Genomic DNA, 14,569 nt, shown 5'->3' with positions numbered 1-14,569 from the left:
ACGTAGCGTCGTGGCGGCGGACGACGGACGGTGAACGGCCCCGGGAGGGCGGCGGGAGTGCAGGTCATGAGGGTTGGACGGGGCGCGGCGGCAGCGGCGCTGGCGGCGGTGGTGCTGACGGCGACGGCGTGCGGGGCCCCCTCCCCGAGCGGCGGCGGGGACCGTGCCAGCGCCGCGCCCGACCAGGGGGGCAGGCCGGCACCGGACCCCGACGGCCGCCCGCTGGCCCTGGTCTACCGGGGCCCGGCGGCCTGCGACGGCTGTCCGGAGGCGGCGCACGACATGCTGGAGCACGACGGCTTCGCGGTGCGCTACATCGGCCCCAAGGAGCAGGACCACTGGGGTCCGGACGCGCTGTCCGGCGTCGCGCTGTACGTGCAGCCGGGCGGCACCAACGGGCAGGAGGTGACCACCGCCTGGCGCGGACTGCAGCGCGAGCCGGGCTTCTCCCCGGAGCTGGTGCGCGCCTACGTGCGCGGCGGCGGGCACTACCTGGGCCTGTGCATGGGCGGCTACCTGGCCGGCCGCAACCCCGGCTACGGCCTCCTGCCGGGCGACTCCGGGCAGTACATCAGCTCCGACGGCGCCACCGTCACCGACGAGGAGGACCACCTGGTCGACGTCTCCTGGCGCGGGCAGCCGCAGCGGATGTACTTCCAGGACGGCCCCTACTTCGACGTGCACGGCCCGGACGCCGACGTGCTGGCCCGCTACACCAACGACCGGGCCGCGGCCGTGGTCGCCTCCTACGGCGCCGGGCGGGTGGCGGTCAGCGGCCCGCACCCGGAGGCCCCCTCGGAGTGGTACCGGGACTACGACCTGCCGGACGAGTCGCAGACCGGCCTGGGCCTGGGCGAGGACCTGCTGCACACCCTGATGGGCACCTCCGACTCCCCCACCGCCGCCACCCCCTCGACCGTCCCGCCCGCCTCGGCGGCGGCCGCCCCGACGTCCTGACCCTGACCCTGACCCTGACCCGCCCCTGATCCCACCCCGACCCGCCTCCGACACCGCCGCACCCCCGTCGCACGCACTAGTGCACCGCCGGACGCCACCGGACGCCGCCGACCTGCGCGAAGCCCCGCGCCAGGGCCGGGGAACCTCCCCCGAACCGCCCCCGACCCGCCCTAGTGCACTAGGGCGCCACCCCCAAATAACCGCAGTACAAGCCTTGTTGGCCCCAACGCGTACGGCGTACGGTTGCGGACATGGAGAACACCGACATCCTCATCTCCGGCGCCGGCATCGCCGGCCCCGCCCTCGCCTACTGGCTGCGCCGCCACGGCTTCCGCCCCGTCGTCGTCGAGCGCGCCCCCGCCCCGCGCCCCGGCGGGCAGGCCGTCGACCTGCGCGGCGCCGGACGCACCGTCGTCGAGCGGATGGGCCTGATGGAGCGCACCCGCGCCCTGTGCGTGGAGCAGCGCGGCATCGCCCTGGTGGACCGCCGCGGCCGGCACGCCGCCCGGATGCCCGTGGAGCTGTTCGGGGGCGAGGGCATCGTCTCCGAGATCGAGATCCTGCGCGGCGACCTCGCCGACCTGCTCCGGGAGGCCACCGACGGCGTCGAGTACCGCTACGGCGACACGATCACCGCGCTGGCCGAGGACGCCGACGGCGTCACCGTCCACTTCGAGAACTCCCCCGCCCGCCGCTTCGGCTTGGTCATCGGCGCCGACGGGCTGCACTCGGCGGTGCGGCGGCTGGCCTTCGCCCACGGCGGCGGGCCGGAGGCGCACTACCGCCCGCTCGGCGGCTACCACGCCTGGTTCACCGTCCACGACCCGGCGTTCGCCCGGGAGTTGGACAGCTGGTTCCTGATGTACAACGCCCCCGGCGGGCTGGTCGCCTCCGCCCGGCCGGGCCGGCTGCCCGGCGAGGTCAAGGCCTCGCTGAGCTTCCGCTCCGACCCGCTGGCCCTGGACCGGCGCGACGGCGCCGCCCAGCGCCGACTGCTCGCCGAGCGCTTCGCCGGCGCCGGCTGGGAGGTGGACCGACTGCTCACCGGGATGGCCGGCGCGGACGACTTCGCCTTCGACTCCTTCGGCCAGATCCACCTCGACCACTACAGCCGCGGGCGCGTGGCCCTGCTCGGCGACGCCGGCTACAGCCCCAGCCCGCTCACCGGCCTGGGCACCAGCCTCGCCCTGGTCGGCGGCTACCTGCTGGCCGGCGAACTCGCCGCCGCCGCGGGCGACTTCCGCACCGCCTACGCCCGCTACGAGGAGCTGATGCGCCCCTACGTGGCCCGCGCCCAGGAGCTGCCGCCCGGCGGCGTGCAGGGCTACGCCCCGGACAGCGCCCTGATGATCCGCCTGCGCGCGGCCTCCATGCGCTGGATGGGCCGCTGGCCGCTGCGCCCGATCCTGGCCGCCCAGTTCGCCAAGGCCGGCGACATCGTCCTGCCCGACTACCCACTGCCCGCCCACCGCTGAGCAGGGGACTTGAACCTCACGCCGCGTCAGGAGGAATCCTGGTGCCATGCCCACCGAAGAACAGACCTGGAAGGTCGGCCCGCTCGCCGAGGCGAGCGGACTGACCGTACGCACCCTGCACCACTGGGACCAGATCGGCCTGCTGACCCCCTCCCGGCGCACCGCCTCCGGCCACCGCGCCTACACCGAGCAGGACGTCGTACGGCTGTACCAGATCCTCGCGCTGCGCCGCCTGGGCCTGGGGCTGGAGACCGTCGCCACCTGCCTGGACGCCGGCGTCGACCCGCTGCGGCTGGTGCGCGAGCACCTGGCCGCCACCGACGCCTCGCTGGCCGCGCTGCACGACCTGCGCGAGCGCCTCGCCCGGCTGCACACCGATCTGGCCGCCGAACGCGAACCCGGCACCGCCGACCTGCTGCGCCTGCTGCGGGCCGTCGGCGCCACCGGCCCGGCCGCCGACCAGGCGCTGCGCCGCCACCTCGACGACGACCAGCTGCACGCCCTCGCCGACCACGCCGCCGCGCTCGGCCCGGCCGCCCACTACCTGCTGGAGGTCGAGTGGCCCCAGCTCTACCGCCGCGCCGAGGAGCTGCGCCGCACCGGCACCGACCCCGCCGACCCCCGGGTGCGGCGCGTGGTGGAGCGCCTGGACGAGCTCTCCCGGCTCTTCTCCGGCGGGGACGCCACCCTGTCCGCCGCCGTACGCACCGCCTGGCGCGAGGACCCGGCCGCCCTGTCCGGCGACCCCCAGGCCCCCGCCGACGCCTGGGCCGACCTGCGCGCCTTCCTCGACCACGCCCGGCGGGCCGCGTCGTGATCCCCCGCCGTGTCCGCCTGCGCGTCGGCCTGTCGAGCACCCTGCCGGTCCTGGCCGTGGCCGCTCTGGCGCTGCCGCCGCTGGCCCTGGCCGGCCTGCTGCCCTGGTCCGTCCTGCCCGCCGTGGCCCTGGCCCAGGCCCTCCAGGCCTGCCTGGTCTTCCACCGCCTCGGCCGCGGGGCGAACCACCCCTGAGCGCCCCGGCCGGACCGGGCCTACGCGGTGCGCGGCTGGTTGAAGCGCAGCATGTTGCCCGCCGGGTCGCGGAAGGCGCAGTCGCGGACGCCGTAGGGCTGGTCCATCGGTTCCTGGAGGACCTCGGCGCCGGCGGCGCGGATGCGCTCGAAGGTGGCGTCGCAGTCGTCGGTGCGGAAGATGACGCCGCGCAGCAGGCCCTTGGCGAGGAGTTCGGCGGCGGCGAGGCGGTCGTCCTCGGAGGCGTGCGGGTCGGCCAGCGGGGGTTCCAGGACGATCTCGACGCCGGGCTGGTCGGGCGAGCCGACGGTGACCCAGCGCATCCCCTCGAAGCCGACGTCGTTGCGGACCTCGAAGCCGAGGACGTCGCGGTAGAAGGCGAGCGCCCGGTCGTGGTCGTCGACGGCGATGAAGCACTGCGCGAGTTCGATGCTCATGCCCGTCAAACTAGCGGGAACCAGCCCTCACGTCCGCCGGACCGGGCGGGTGCGGATCTTGGCGACGCAGGCGGGGATCGGTTCGCCGTCGGCGTGGTCGCGGGCGCGGTAGGCGCTGGGGCTCTCGCCGACGAGTTCGGTGAAGCGGGTGCTGAAGGAGCCCAGCGAGGTGCAGCCGACCGCCATGCAGACGTCGGTGACGCTCAGGTCGCCGCGCCGCAGCAGGGCCTTGGCCCGTTCGATCCGGCGGGTCATGAGGTAGCTGTACGGGGTCTCCCCGTAGGCGGTGCGGAAGCTGCGGGAGAAGTGGCCCGGGGACATCAGGGCGGTGGCGGCCAGCGCGGGCACGTCCAGCGGCTGGTCGTAGTCGCGGTCCATCCGGTCGCGGGCCCGGCGCAGCCGGACGAGGTCGTCGAGGGGCACTCGGGTGGGCATACCGGCAACCGTACCGAGCGCCGCCGACAGGCCTGCCCCGCCCGGTGACCGTCCTCCCCCGCCCGGCGGCGGCCCGCTCGCGCCGGCCGGGCGGGGCCGACCACCCTGGAGGGTGGCCTCCGACGACGAACCGTCCGCCCCGCGCGCGCCCGGCAACCGGGCGGTGGCGCTGGGGGTGCTGGCCGCCACCGTGCCGGTGCTGCTGGCGCAGGCGGCCAGCGGCGCGGGTTCGCGGCTGGTGCTGCTGCTGGTGTTCGTGCCCGCGCTGCTGGCGGGTCTGGGCACGGTGGCGCAGACGGTGGCGGCCTCGGTGTGGGTGACGGCGGTGGTGGCGGTGCACTCGGCGCTGTACCCGCCCGCCGACCTGCCGGCCCGGCTGGGCACCCTGCTGGGGGTGGTGACCGCCGAGGCCGTCGTCATCGCGCTGTGCGCCCGGCGGGTGCGGCGCGAGCGGCGGCTGTTCCGGATGCGCCAGAGCGCGGTGGCCCTGCAGCGCCAGCTGCTGCGCCCGCTGCCGGTACGCACGGCGGAGCTGGAGCTGTTCGGGCTGTACCGGCCGGTGGAGGAGGACACCCTGATCGGCGGGGACCTGTACGACGTGGCGGACACCCCGTTCGGCACCCGGGTGCTGGTGGGCGACGTGCAGGGCAAGGGCCTGCGGGCGATCGGCACGGGCTTCGCGGTGCTGAGCGCCTTCCGGGAGGCGGCGTTCCGGGAGGCGGAGCTGACGGCCGTGGCGGACGCGCTGGAGGCGGCGGTGGGGCGGCACAACGCCTACGCGGCACAGGGCGGGGAGCCGGAGCGGTTCGTCACCGCGACGGTGCTGTGCGTCCGGCGGGACCGGGACGGGCGGACCCGGGTGCGGGCGGTGGACTGCGGTCACCTCGCGCCGTGCCTGCTGCACGCCGACGGCCGGGTGGAGGCGGTCGAGCTGCCCGCCGGGGTCCCGCTGGGTCTGGCGGACCTGGTCGGCGAGCCGCGCGCGGTGGGGTGCTTCGTGCTGCCCGCGGACGGGGTGCTGGTGCTGCTGACCGACGGGATCACCGAGGCCCAGGACGCCTCCGGCGCCTTCTACCCGGCCGAACGCGGCCTGGCCGAGCTGGCGGGCGCGGGGGCCGAGGCCCTGCCGGAGGCCCTGGACGGGCGGGCCCGGCGGTGGAGCGGCGGGCGCAGCCGTGACGACGTCACCGTGCTGGCCCTGCGCCGGGCGGGCGGCCCCTGAGCGCGGTCGGCCCCGGCTGCGGCCGCCAGGCCCCCGGCTGCGGCCGCCACCAGCGGCGATCTAGGGTGGCCGCATGATCTCTTCTCCGATATCCGGCCCGACCCCCGACCCGATATCCGGCCCGGCCCCCGACCCGGTGTCCGACCCGATCTCCGACCCCGCCGAGGCCCTGCGGGTGCTGCTGGAGGGCAACGTCCGGTTCGTCGAGGGCAGCCCCGAGCACCCCAACCAGGACGCGGGGCGGCGGGCGGCGCTGGCCCCGGCGCAGAAGCCGTTCGCGGTGCTGTTCGGCTGTTCGGACTCCCGGCTGGCCGCCGAGATCATCTTCGACCGGGGTCTGGGCGACCTGTTCGTGGTGCGCACCGCCGGGCACGTGACCGGCGCGGAGGCGCTGGGCAGCATCGAGTACGGGGTGGCGGTGCTGGACTGCCCGCTGGTGGTGGTGCTCGGCCACGACTCCTGCGGCGCGGTGGCGGCGGCCCTGGACTCGCTGGAGCAGGGCCGGCTGCCGGGCGGCTTCGTGCGGGACGTGGTGGAGCGGGTGACGCCGAGCGTGCTGTCGGCGCGGGCGGCGGGCATCGAGGACCCGGACGCGATCGTGGACGAGCACATCCGCCAGACCGTGGACCTGCTGGTGGAGCGCTCCCAGCTGCTGGCCGCCCGGGTCGCGGAGGGGCGGGTCGCGGTGGTGGGCCTGTCCTACCGGCTGCGCGACGGCCAGGCCCGTACCGTCGCCGTCCGCGGTGTGGCGCACCCCGGCCTGGACTGAGGCCCCGGGCGCGGGACCTGACGAGGGCCCGGGGGCGGGAACTGGACGTCCGATCCCCGCCAGCGCCGGTGCGCGGGCGGGGGCAGAGTCGGTGGCCGACAGCGGATCGACCCGGCTCACCAACCCGCAAGGACGGCTCCTCCCGTGCACAAGGTCACCGATCTCAAGGTCCTCTACTTCGGCACCCCGGTGGTGCTGATCGGCTCGCGCAACGAGGACGGCGGCGCCAATCTGATGCCGATGTCCTCGGCCTGGTGGCTGGGCCACACCTGCGTGCTGGGCCTGGGCAACAGCTCCCAGACCTCGGTCAACCTGCGCCGCGAGGGCGAGTGCGTGCTCAACCTGCCCTCGGCGGCGCAGGTCGACGCGGTCGACCGGCTCGCGCTGCTGACCGCCAATCCGCGGATCGCCGAGTACCGGCGCGCGCAGGGCTACCGCTACGAGCGGGACAAGTTCGGCGCCGCCGGGATGACCGAGCTGCCCGGGGAGCTGGTGCGGGCGCCGCGCGCGGCCGAGTGCCCGGTGCAGCTGGAGTGCCGGCTGGAGGAGGCCCGGCCGCTGGCGGGCAACGAGGGGTGCACCGCCTTCGAGGTCACCGTGGTGCGCGCGCACGTGGACGAGCGCCTGCTGGTGCCGGGCAGCGACCACTACGTGGACCCGGTCGGCTGGGACCCGCTGATCATGAAGTTCTGCGAGTTCTTCGGCGAGGGCCGGCGGCTGACCCCCTCGCGGCTGGCCGAGGGCTGGCGGATGCCCGGCCGGCTGCCGGCCGCGGTCTGACGGCCGCTGCCCGACGGACGCTGCCCGACGGACCCGGTCAGACGGACGCGGTCCGGCGGACGGCTCGAAGGGGCGTCAGGCCGGGATGGTCTCCCCGCAGGAGTCGCACACCCGGGTCGCGGGCAGCTGGAGGAAGCAGGTCGGGCAGATCGCCGGCGGGCGCTCCGCCGCCGCGGTGGCGGAGGTCTTGGCGGCGCTCCTGGCGCCGGTGGAGCCGGTGGCGGCGGCGGCCTTGCGGCGGGTGACCGTGGTCGTCAGCCGCGGCGCCAGCGCCGGGATGCCGCCGTCCTCGGGCAGGTCGGCGCCGAAGTGCCGGTAACAGGCCAGCCGGGCGGCGGCGGCGTGCTGCTCGCGGTCCATCTCGTCCAGGATCGGCGGCTGCCCGGCCACCGCCAGCACGTCCTGGTAGCCCGCACCGACCATGCCGTCGGTGGCGTGCACCACCAGCGCGGTCAGCGGCGGGTCGCCGCGCCGGTGGGCCTCGCGCACCACCAGGGCCAGCACCTTGCCGATCCAGTGCCGCTGGTTGACGCTGGTGCGCACCCCGGAGGCCTGCTGGACGGCCTCGGCGAGGTCGGCGTAGGTGATCACCGCGTGGTAGCGGCGCGCCACGTCCACCAGGGCGGGGTAGGCCGCCCTGGTCCACACGATGTGGGCCTGGCTGACGGCGACGACCGTGCCGTCCGAGTCCCGCCAGTAGCCCCGCTGCTGCTGCGCCATCCGTCCGCCCCTGTCCCGTTCCGCCTGCTCGGCCCCCGCCGGGAGCGAGGCTACCCCGCGCGGGTGTCCGGTTTCCTGTCGGGGGCCGACGGGCGGGTGGGCGAAACGGGACGGGAACGGCATCCGGGCACCGGGGCTTGACTTCAAGTCCTGTTGAAGTCGTCCAATGGGTGCCGACCGCAGCCGTACGGGCTTCCGCGGTCGATGCCCCGCCCGTACGGAACACGGACCGGGGCCGGGGCCGCCGCCCGTCCTGATCGTGCCGGTGGCGGCCCCGGCCCCTGTCACCCGCCCGGCGCGTTCGGACGCCCCGTCACCACAGGCCCGGAACCAGGCGTTTGCGGGTGCGCGCGTAGGAGCGGTAGCGCTCGCCGAGGTCGCGCAGCAGGGCGCGCTCCTCCACCCGGATCCGGTACACCACCGCGACGGTGACGGCCGCGAGCAGGGCGAGCAGCGCGAGCCAGTTGCCGATCACCAGGCCCACTCCGGCGACGGCGAGCAGCAGCCCGGTGTAGCTCGGATGGCGGACGTGGCGGTAGGGGCCGGTGTCGATCACCGGCTGGTCGGCGCTGGTGCGCACGGTGAAGGTGAAGTACCGGCCCAGCGTGTGGAAGGACCAGCCGCGCAGCGCCAGGCCGCACCACCACAGCGCCAGCCCGGCCCAGGCCCAGCCGCGCCCGAGATCGGCCTGCGGCACCCCGGCCGCCAGCGCGTAGGCGGCGCCGAACCCGGCCGCCCCCAGGAGCTGCAGCACCCCGGCACCGCCGTGCGCGGCCGCGCGGGCCTGCGGCCGCCGGCGGCGCGACTGCCGCGCCTCCGCGACCAGCCACACCACCGCGGTCGCCACCACCAGCGCGTGGAACTCCGCACCCGGCCGGTACTGCACACCTCCCACGGTACGGTCCGGCGCCCCGGCGGCGGCCGCGGTCTTCACAGTTGCCGTGATCATGCCCGCCGTCCTGCCAAGCGCGGGCAAAACGAAGCGGTGCGGTCACGGGGTGAACCGTGACCGCACCGCTACCTGATCGACTGCTCCGAGTGGGCTAGTTCACACCCGCCCGCCGGCGGCCGCGGGCCGCGCGGCGGCCGGCCGGCGGGACGGGGTCGCCGCTCCAGGCGGCGACCGGGTTGCCGAGCCAGCGGGTGTCGCCGGGGACGTTCTCGCCGCGCATCACCAGGGAGGCCGGGCCGACCGTGGTGGTGTCGCCGAGGGAGGAGTTGAGCAGCACGATCGAGTGCGGCCCGGTGGTGGAGCCGGTGCCCAGGTGGACCGGGCCCAGGCGCATCACCCGGTCGTGGAACAGGTGGGTCTGCAGCACGGTGCCGCGGTTGACGCTGGCGCCCGCCCCGACGGTGACCAGGTCGCTCTCGGGCAGCCAGTGGGTCTCGCACCAGGCGCCGCGCCCGATCCTGGCGCCGAGGCTGCGCAGCCACAGGTTCAGGTACGGGGTGCCGGTCATGGCGCCGCCGCCGAAGGGCATGGCGAGTTCCTCGACGAAGGTGTCGTAGAGCTCGTTGCGCCAGACGAATGACGACCAGAGCGGGTGCTCGGCGACCCGGAAGCGTCCGACCAGCAGCCACTTGGCGAGGGTGGCGATGGCGCAGGCCACGACGGCGGCGGCGACCAGCACCAGGCCGGCCGCGCCGACGGCGGTGCCGAGCCCGTAGTCGTCCCGGATCGCCTGGAGGGCGGCGAAGATCAGGTCGGCCAGCAGGGCGGCGATGAGGATCGGCAGGAGCCGGCAGACCTCGACGGCGGCGCGGGCCCACATCAGGCGCCGGGGCGGGTCGTAGGTGCGGGCCTCGCCGCCGGTGTCGGCCACCCGGGGCAGCGCGAAGGCGGGCCGGCCCAGCCAGGAGGAGCCCTCGGGGGCCTGGGCGGGGGTGTCGGAGAGCACGCCGACCAGGGAGTTGTCCGGCAGCGAGCGGTCGGGGCCGACGATGCCGGAGTTGCCGACGAAGGAGCGGCGTCCGACGTGCGCGCGGCCCAGGCGCAGCCAGGTGCCGCGCAGCTCGTAGGGGGCCACCAGGGTGTCGTCGGCCAGGAAGGCGCCGTCCTCGACCCGCATCAGGCTCGGCAGGGCGAGCACGGTGGAGGCCTCCACGCGGTGGCCGATGCGGGCGCCGAGCAGGCGCAGCCACACCGGGGTGAAGAGGCTCGCGTAGAAGGGGAACAGGGTGCGGCGGGCGCCGTCGCTGAGGTGGGAGACCGCCCAGGCGCAGAAGGCGACCTTGCCGGTGGCCGGGTGGTGGCCCGGGCGCAGCGGGAGCGAGAAGAGCCGGATCTGCAGGGCTATCAGCGTGGCGTAGCAGAGGAAGGACAGCAGGGTCAGCGGGACGGTCAGCGGCAGCACCCGGAGCAGGACGTCGGCCAGGGTGCGGGTGCCGTCGGCCATCGGGTAGACGATGAACAGGGCCGGCAGGGCGGCGATGACCGGGGTGAGGCCGAAGAGCACGAAGGCGAGGCCGTAGGCGGGGTTCCAGGCCCGGGAGGCCTTGGCGGGGCCGGCGGGCCAGGGGGTGGGGGCCTCGCCGGAGGGGCGGGCCGGGGAGCCGTGCCAGTGTTCGCCGGGCGGGACGGTGCCGGTGACGCAGCTGCCGGGGGCGATCTCGGCGTCGGCGCCGATGCGGGCGCCGGGCATCAGGGTGGCGCGGTGGCCGATGCTGGCGCCCTCGCCGATGTCGATGTGGCCGAGCTGGAGGATGTCGCCGTCCAGCCACCAGCCGGCGATGTCGGCCTCGGGTTCGAGGGTGGCGCCGTTGCCGATCCGGGCCAGGCCGGTGACGGGGGGCGCGGTGTGCAGCTGGACGCCCTTGCCGACGCGGCAGCCGAGCATCCGGGCGTAGCGCGGGGCCCAGGGGGTGCCGGAGAGGTTGCCGGTGCCGAACATGGCGGTGTAGCGCTCGGCGGCCCACAGCCGCAGGTGGACCTGGCCGCCGCGGGGGTGGCTGCCGGGTCGGATGCCGGCGGTGATCAGGCGGGCGCCGGCGGCGGCGACCAGGGTGCGGCCGGGGGCGGTGAAGAAGAGGGCGGCGCCGGCGGCGACCGGCCACCAGGAGCTGTGCGGGGCCCAGGGGATGTTGCTGCCCAGGAGGTTGTCGACGGCGATCAGGACGACGACCCAGCGCAGTCCGGACAGGGCGAACATGGCCAGCAGCATCAGGGTCTGCCAGAACCCGGCGCTGCGCGGGGTGGGGCGCACCCGGCGGGCGGGTCCGGCGGTCGCGGCGGCTTCCGGCCCTGCCGCGGCCGCCTGGGCCCGGGGGGCCGGGGCGAGCGAGTCGAGGTAGCCGGCGAGGTCGCCGAGTACCGGGTGGGCGTAGAGGTCGGCGACGGAGACGCCGCCGTGGCGGGTGCGCAGTTCGGAGACCAGGCGGGCGGCGGTGAGGCTGGAGCCGCCGAGGGCGAAGAAGTCGTCGCCGCTGCCGGGGGCCATGCCGAGCAGGCGCTCCCACTGGGTGGCGAGCCAGCCGGCGGTGCCCTCCAGGGTCTCGGCGGGTCGGTCGGCGCCGCCGGTGGTGGCCAGCGGCCAGGGCAGGGCGTTGCGGTCGACCTTGCCGGAGGTCTTGGTGGGCAGGGAGTCGACCACGGCGAGGACGGGCACCAGCGGGGCGGGCAGGCGCTCCAGCAGCTGCTGGCGGGCGTCGGCCAGGTCGGGGGTGGTGCCGGGCTGGGCGACCAGGTAGCCGACCAGCAGGTCGGCGCCGGCCGGGGTCTTGCGCACGGCGGCGGCCGCGGCGCGGATGCCGGGCAGGGCCTGGAGGGCGGAGTCGATCTCGCCGAGTTCGATGCGGCGGCCGCCGAGTTTGATCTGGTCGTCGGCGCGGCCGAGGAAGACCAGGCCCTCGGGGTCGTTGCGGACCAGGTCGCCGCTGCGGTAGACGCGCGGGGAGGCGATCGCCGGGTGGGGGCTGTACTTCTCGGCGTCCTTGGCGGGGTCGAGGTAGCGGGCGGTGCCGATGCCGCTGATCAGCAGTTCGCCGCTCTCGTACCAGGGCACGGGGTGGCCGGCCTGGTCGACGACGGCGATCTCCCAGCCGTCCAGCGGGGCGCCGATGCGCACCGGCTCGCCGGGCAGCATCCGGGCGGCGGTGGCGACCACGGTGGTCTCGGTGGGGCCGTAGGTGTTCCAGAACTCGCGGCCGGGCACGGCCAGGCGCTCGACCAGTTCGGCCGGGCAGGCCTCGCCGCCGACGATGATCAGGCGCACCTGGTCCAGGCACTCCTGGGGCCACAGGGCGAGCAGGGTGGGGACGGTGGAGATCGCGGTGATCCGGCGGCTCACGAGCCAGGGGCCGAGGTCGGTGCCGGCCTTGACCAGGGAGCGGGGGGCCGGGACGAGGCAGGCGCCGTGGCGCCAGGCCAGCCACATCTCCTCGCAGGAGGCGTCGAAGGCCACCGACAGGCCCGCGAGGACGCGGTCGCCGGGGCCCAGCGGCTGGGAGCGCAGGAAGATCCGGGCCTCGGCGTCGACGAAGGCCGCGGCGCTGCGGTGGGTGACCGCCACGCCCTTGGGGCGGCCGGTGGTGCCGGAGGTGAAGATGATCCAGGCGTCGTCGGCCGGGGTGGGCCAGGCGGGGCGTCCGGAGGGGCGGGCGGCGGGGCCGGCGGCCAGTCGGCGCTCGGCGCCCAGGACGGCGCAGACCTGGGCGTCCTGCCAGATCATCTCGGCGCGCTCGTCGGGGTCGTCGGCGTCCACCGGCACGTAGGCGGCACCGCAGCGCAGCACGGCGAGGATGGCGACGTACAGGTCGGCGGTGCCGGAGGGGATGCGTACGCCCACCCGGTCGCCGGTGCCGATGCCGTGGCCGGCCAGCACGCCGGCGAGGGCGTCGACCTCCTGCAGCAGCGTTCTGTAGTCGAGCACCGCGTCGCCGGTGTCCAGGGCCGGCGCGTGCGGGTGCGCGTCGGCCGTGGCGGCGATGACGTCGAGGAGACTGCGCGGGTGTGCGGGCTGGGCCACCGGCCAGCCCGCGGCCTGCCCGGGGTCGGGTCGGTGCAGCGTGCGTGGGCCAGCCATCTCGTGGCGTGCGTCCATAGGGGTGGGTTCCTCGGCTCCGTTTGTCCTTGGGAGGCGCGTTTGACTTGCTACGTGCTGTGACGTCGTTGTCACGTGGTGGGGCGCGCCCACTCACCATGACTCCACTGTGCGTCTGCTGGATGCAGTGAAGGTGCGGTCAAAGAGAATTCTCATCATCGATGCCAATCGGCCCTATGACGATGCGATTCGAATGTCGATTCGGAGATTTCCGTGTGTTTTCGCTGGTGAAGGCTAGTCAGTGAAAACCGGAGGGGTGTGACGTCGAAGGGAAGAGTGATGAACACCATGGCGTCCGGAACGGTACCGGTAGTGAGGGGTTGGCTACCGAATCGGGGGGTTTTGGTCGGATGCTCGTCCCGTTCACGTCAGTCTCACGTTTGTGTGAGACTCTCCAGCCGCCGTCCAACAATCGGACCATTCCTGTGAAGACGGTGGGGACCGGGGTCGTCGGTTCCGGACCGGACGGCGGGATTCCACTCCTCTGGTACGCGGCGTACGGGTCCAACCTGCACGCCGCCCGCTTCGCCTGCTACCTGTACGGCGGCCGTCCGGAGGGCGCGGCCCTCGGCTGCCCGGGCTGCCGCGACCGCCGCCCGCCCCGCGAAACCGCCGCCCTCACCCTGCCCGGCACCCTCTACTTCGCGGGTTCCTCCCCCACCTGGGGCGGCGCCACCGCCTTCTACGACCCGGCCGGCCCCGGGCCGGTGCCCGCCCGCGGCCACCTCCTCACCCCCGGCCAGTTCAGCGACGTCGCCGCCCAGGAGATGCACCGCCCGCCGGGCACCGACCTCGACCTCACCCGGGTCCTGGCCACCGGACGCGACCGGGCCGGACCGGGCCGCTACGAGACCCTGCTGCGCGTCGGGTCACTCGGGGGGCGCCCGGTGCTCACCTTCACCTCCCCCACCGGCCTCGCCGACGCCCGGCTCGCCGCCCCCACCGCCGCCTACCTGCGCACCCTGGGCGCCGGGCTCGCCGAGGCCCACGGCTGGGGGCCGTGGCGCGCCGCCGGGTACCTCGCCACCCGGCCGGGCGCGGCGGGGCACTGGACGGTGGCGGCGGTGGCGGCGCTGCTGGGGTGAGGCGGGGACCGTCCGGGGGCGGTGGCAGGAAGTACCGGGACGGGGGACCCCCCGGCCGGGGCCCGCACCCGTGCGGGTGACGTCGCCCGGGGTGCGGTGGCGACGGGGGCGCCGGGTCCGGGACGGGCCGGATAACCGGGTGCCCGGAGGCCGGGGCCCGTGCCATCCTCGGGCCCGTGCCCGCCCGCAACCGCCGCCTGCCGCGCCACCTTTCGTGGCCCCTCACCCCGACCGACCTGCGCGAGGCCCTCGGCGCGCCGGAGACGCAGGAGTCGGACGCCGCCGACGTGCACTTCGGCACGCTCCCGCCCGGTGACGGACCCCTGCTGACGGTCAGTTGGGAACCACGGCCCTCCTCCAACTACACCTTCAGCGGCACCCGCCCGTCCTGGTGGACCCCCGTGCGGATCAGCGTCGGCACCGTCCCGGGCACCGAACGCGCCGCCACCCGGCACGCCCTGCGGCAGAGCGCCCTGCCCGAGCTCGCCGCCTGGATCCGCGCGGCCCGGCAGGCACCCGAGGCCTGGCGGCTGTCCACGCACCGCCGCTCCTGGCTGCTCACCGGCGACGGCGTCACCCACTGCGGCGACGCACCGCCGCCGCCGCGCTGACCCCGGCCCCTGGGCCGTCGGACCGTCC

14 protein-coding genes are annotated in these 14,569 nt (G+C 75.8%); 9 read left to right on the top strand and 5 right to left on the bottom strand.

What is annotated here, in order from left to right; translation table 11 throughout:
• The first annotated feature begins 66 nt into the window (after positions 1-66).
• The 4 genes from ACIP4P_RS26405 to ACIP4P_RS26390 all read left to right on the top strand — a co-directional run bounded on the left by ACIP4P_RS26405 (position 67) and on the right by ACIP4P_RS26390 (position 3,443).
• Positions 67-957, top strand: a complete 891-nt coding sequence (locus ACIP4P_RS26405; protein WP_400922415.1) for a BPL-N domain-containing protein — start codon at positions 67-69, stop codon at positions 955-957.
• Between the two features lie 251 nt (positions 958-1,208).
• The gene (locus ACIP4P_RS26400) at positions 1,209-2,432 is read left to right on the top strand and encodes an FAD-dependent monooxygenase (protein ID WP_400922413.1); all 1,224 of its coding nucleotides are present in this window, start codon (positions 1,209-1,211) and stop codon (positions 2,430-2,432) included.
• 46 nt (positions 2,433-2,478) lie between these two features.
• On the top strand, positions 2,479-3,249 hold the full coding sequence (locus ACIP4P_RS26395; protein WP_400922411.1) for a MerR family transcriptional regulator: 771 nt from the start codon (positions 2,479-2,481) through the stop codon (positions 3,247-3,249).
• Positions 3,246-3,443, top strand: a complete 198-nt coding sequence (locus ACIP4P_RS26390; RefSeq protein WP_400922409.1) for a hypothetical protein — start codon at positions 3,246-3,248, stop codon at positions 3,441-3,443. Before ACIP4P_RS26395 ends, ACIP4P_RS26390 begins: the two co-directional genes overlap by 4 nt.
• A 20-nt stretch (positions 3,444-3,463) precedes the next feature.
• On the opposite strand, the gene ACIP4P_RS26385 is transcribed toward ACIP4P_RS26390, so the two are convergent.
• Positions 3,464-3,880 carry a VOC family protein gene (locus ACIP4P_RS26385; RefSeq protein ID WP_400922407.1) on the bottom strand — a complete coding sequence of 139 codons (417 nt, stop codon included), beginning with the start codon at positions 3,878-3,880 and terminating at the stop codon, positions 3,464-3,466.
• 27 nt (positions 3,881-3,907) lie between these two features.
• The gene (locus tag ACIP4P_RS26380; protein ID WP_350517810.1) at positions 3,908-4,315 is read right to left on the bottom strand and encodes a helix-turn-helix transcriptional regulator; all 408 of its coding nucleotides are present in this window, start codon (positions 4,313-4,315) and stop codon (positions 3,908-3,910) included.
• A gap of 112 nt (positions 4,316-4,427) precedes the next feature.
• On the opposite strand from ACIP4P_RS26380, the gene ACIP4P_RS26375 reads away from it, so the two are divergent.
• The 3 genes from ACIP4P_RS26375 (at position 4,428) to ACIP4P_RS26365 (ending at position 7,086) form a co-directional block, all read left to right on the top strand.
• Positions 4,428-5,537 carry a PP2C family protein-serine/threonine phosphatase gene (locus tag ACIP4P_RS26375; protein WP_400922404.1) on the top strand — a complete coding sequence of 370 codons (1,110 nt, stop codon included), beginning with the start codon at positions 4,428-4,430 and terminating at the stop codon, positions 5,535-5,537.
• Between the two features lie 73 nt (positions 5,538-5,610).
• Positions 5,611-6,306 carry a carbonic anhydrase gene (locus ACIP4P_RS26370; RefSeq protein ID WP_400922402.1) on the top strand — a complete coding sequence of 232 codons (696 nt, stop codon included), beginning with the start codon at positions 5,611-5,613 and terminating at the stop codon, positions 6,304-6,306.
• A 144-nt stretch (positions 6,307-6,450) separates the two neighbouring features.
• On the top strand, positions 6,451-7,086 hold the full coding sequence (locus ACIP4P_RS26365; RefSeq protein ID WP_400922400.1) for a flavin reductase family protein: 636 nt from the start codon (positions 6,451-6,453) through the stop codon (positions 7,084-7,086).
• Positions 7,087-7,161: 75 nt separating this feature from the next.
• On the opposite strand, the gene ACIP4P_RS26360 is transcribed toward ACIP4P_RS26365, so the two are convergent.
• The 3 genes from ACIP4P_RS26360 to ACIP4P_RS26350 form a co-directional block, all read right to left on the bottom strand.
• Positions 7,162-7,806 (bottom strand): hypothetical protein, encoded by a 645-nt coding sequence (locus ACIP4P_RS26360; RefSeq protein WP_350517814.1) that lies wholly within the window; start codon positions 7,804-7,806, stop codon positions 7,162-7,164.
• A 313-nt stretch (positions 7,807-8,119) separates the two neighbouring features.
• A complete protein-coding gene (locus ACIP4P_RS26355) occupies positions 8,120-8,755 on the bottom strand; it encodes a methyltransferase family protein (protein ID WP_400922397.1) in 636 nt (211 codons plus the stop codon).
• Between the two features lie 94 nt (positions 8,756-8,849).
• Positions 8,850-12,845, bottom strand: a complete 3,996-nt coding sequence (locus ACIP4P_RS26350; RefSeq protein WP_400922395.1) for a Pls/PosA family non-ribosomal peptide synthetase — start codon at positions 12,843-12,845, stop codon at positions 8,850-8,852.
• Positions 12,846-13,270: 425 nt separating this feature from the next.
• Here ACIP4P_RS26350 and ACIP4P_RS26345 point away from each other — a divergent pair, with 425 nt between their 5' ends.
• Complete coding sequence (locus ACIP4P_RS26345; RefSeq protein WP_400922393.1) at positions 13,271-13,930, top strand: histone deacetylase; 660 nt, start codon at positions 13,271-13,273, stop codon at positions 13,928-13,930.
• A 176-nt stretch (positions 13,931-14,106) separates the two neighbouring features.
• The gene (locus ACIP4P_RS26340; protein ID WP_400922391.1) at positions 14,107-14,541 is read left to right on the top strand and encodes a hypothetical protein; all 435 of its coding nucleotides are present in this window, start codon (positions 14,107-14,109) and stop codon (positions 14,539-14,541) included.
• The last annotated feature ends 28 nt before the right edge of the window (positions 14,542-14,569 follow it).

Source organism: Kitasatospora sp. NPDC089509, assembly GCF_044749365.1.
Taxonomy (GTDB): Bacteria; Actinomycetota; Actinomycetes; order Streptomycetales; family Streptomycetaceae; genus Kitasatospora.
This window is presented reverse-complemented; position numbering and strand designations above follow the sequence as displayed.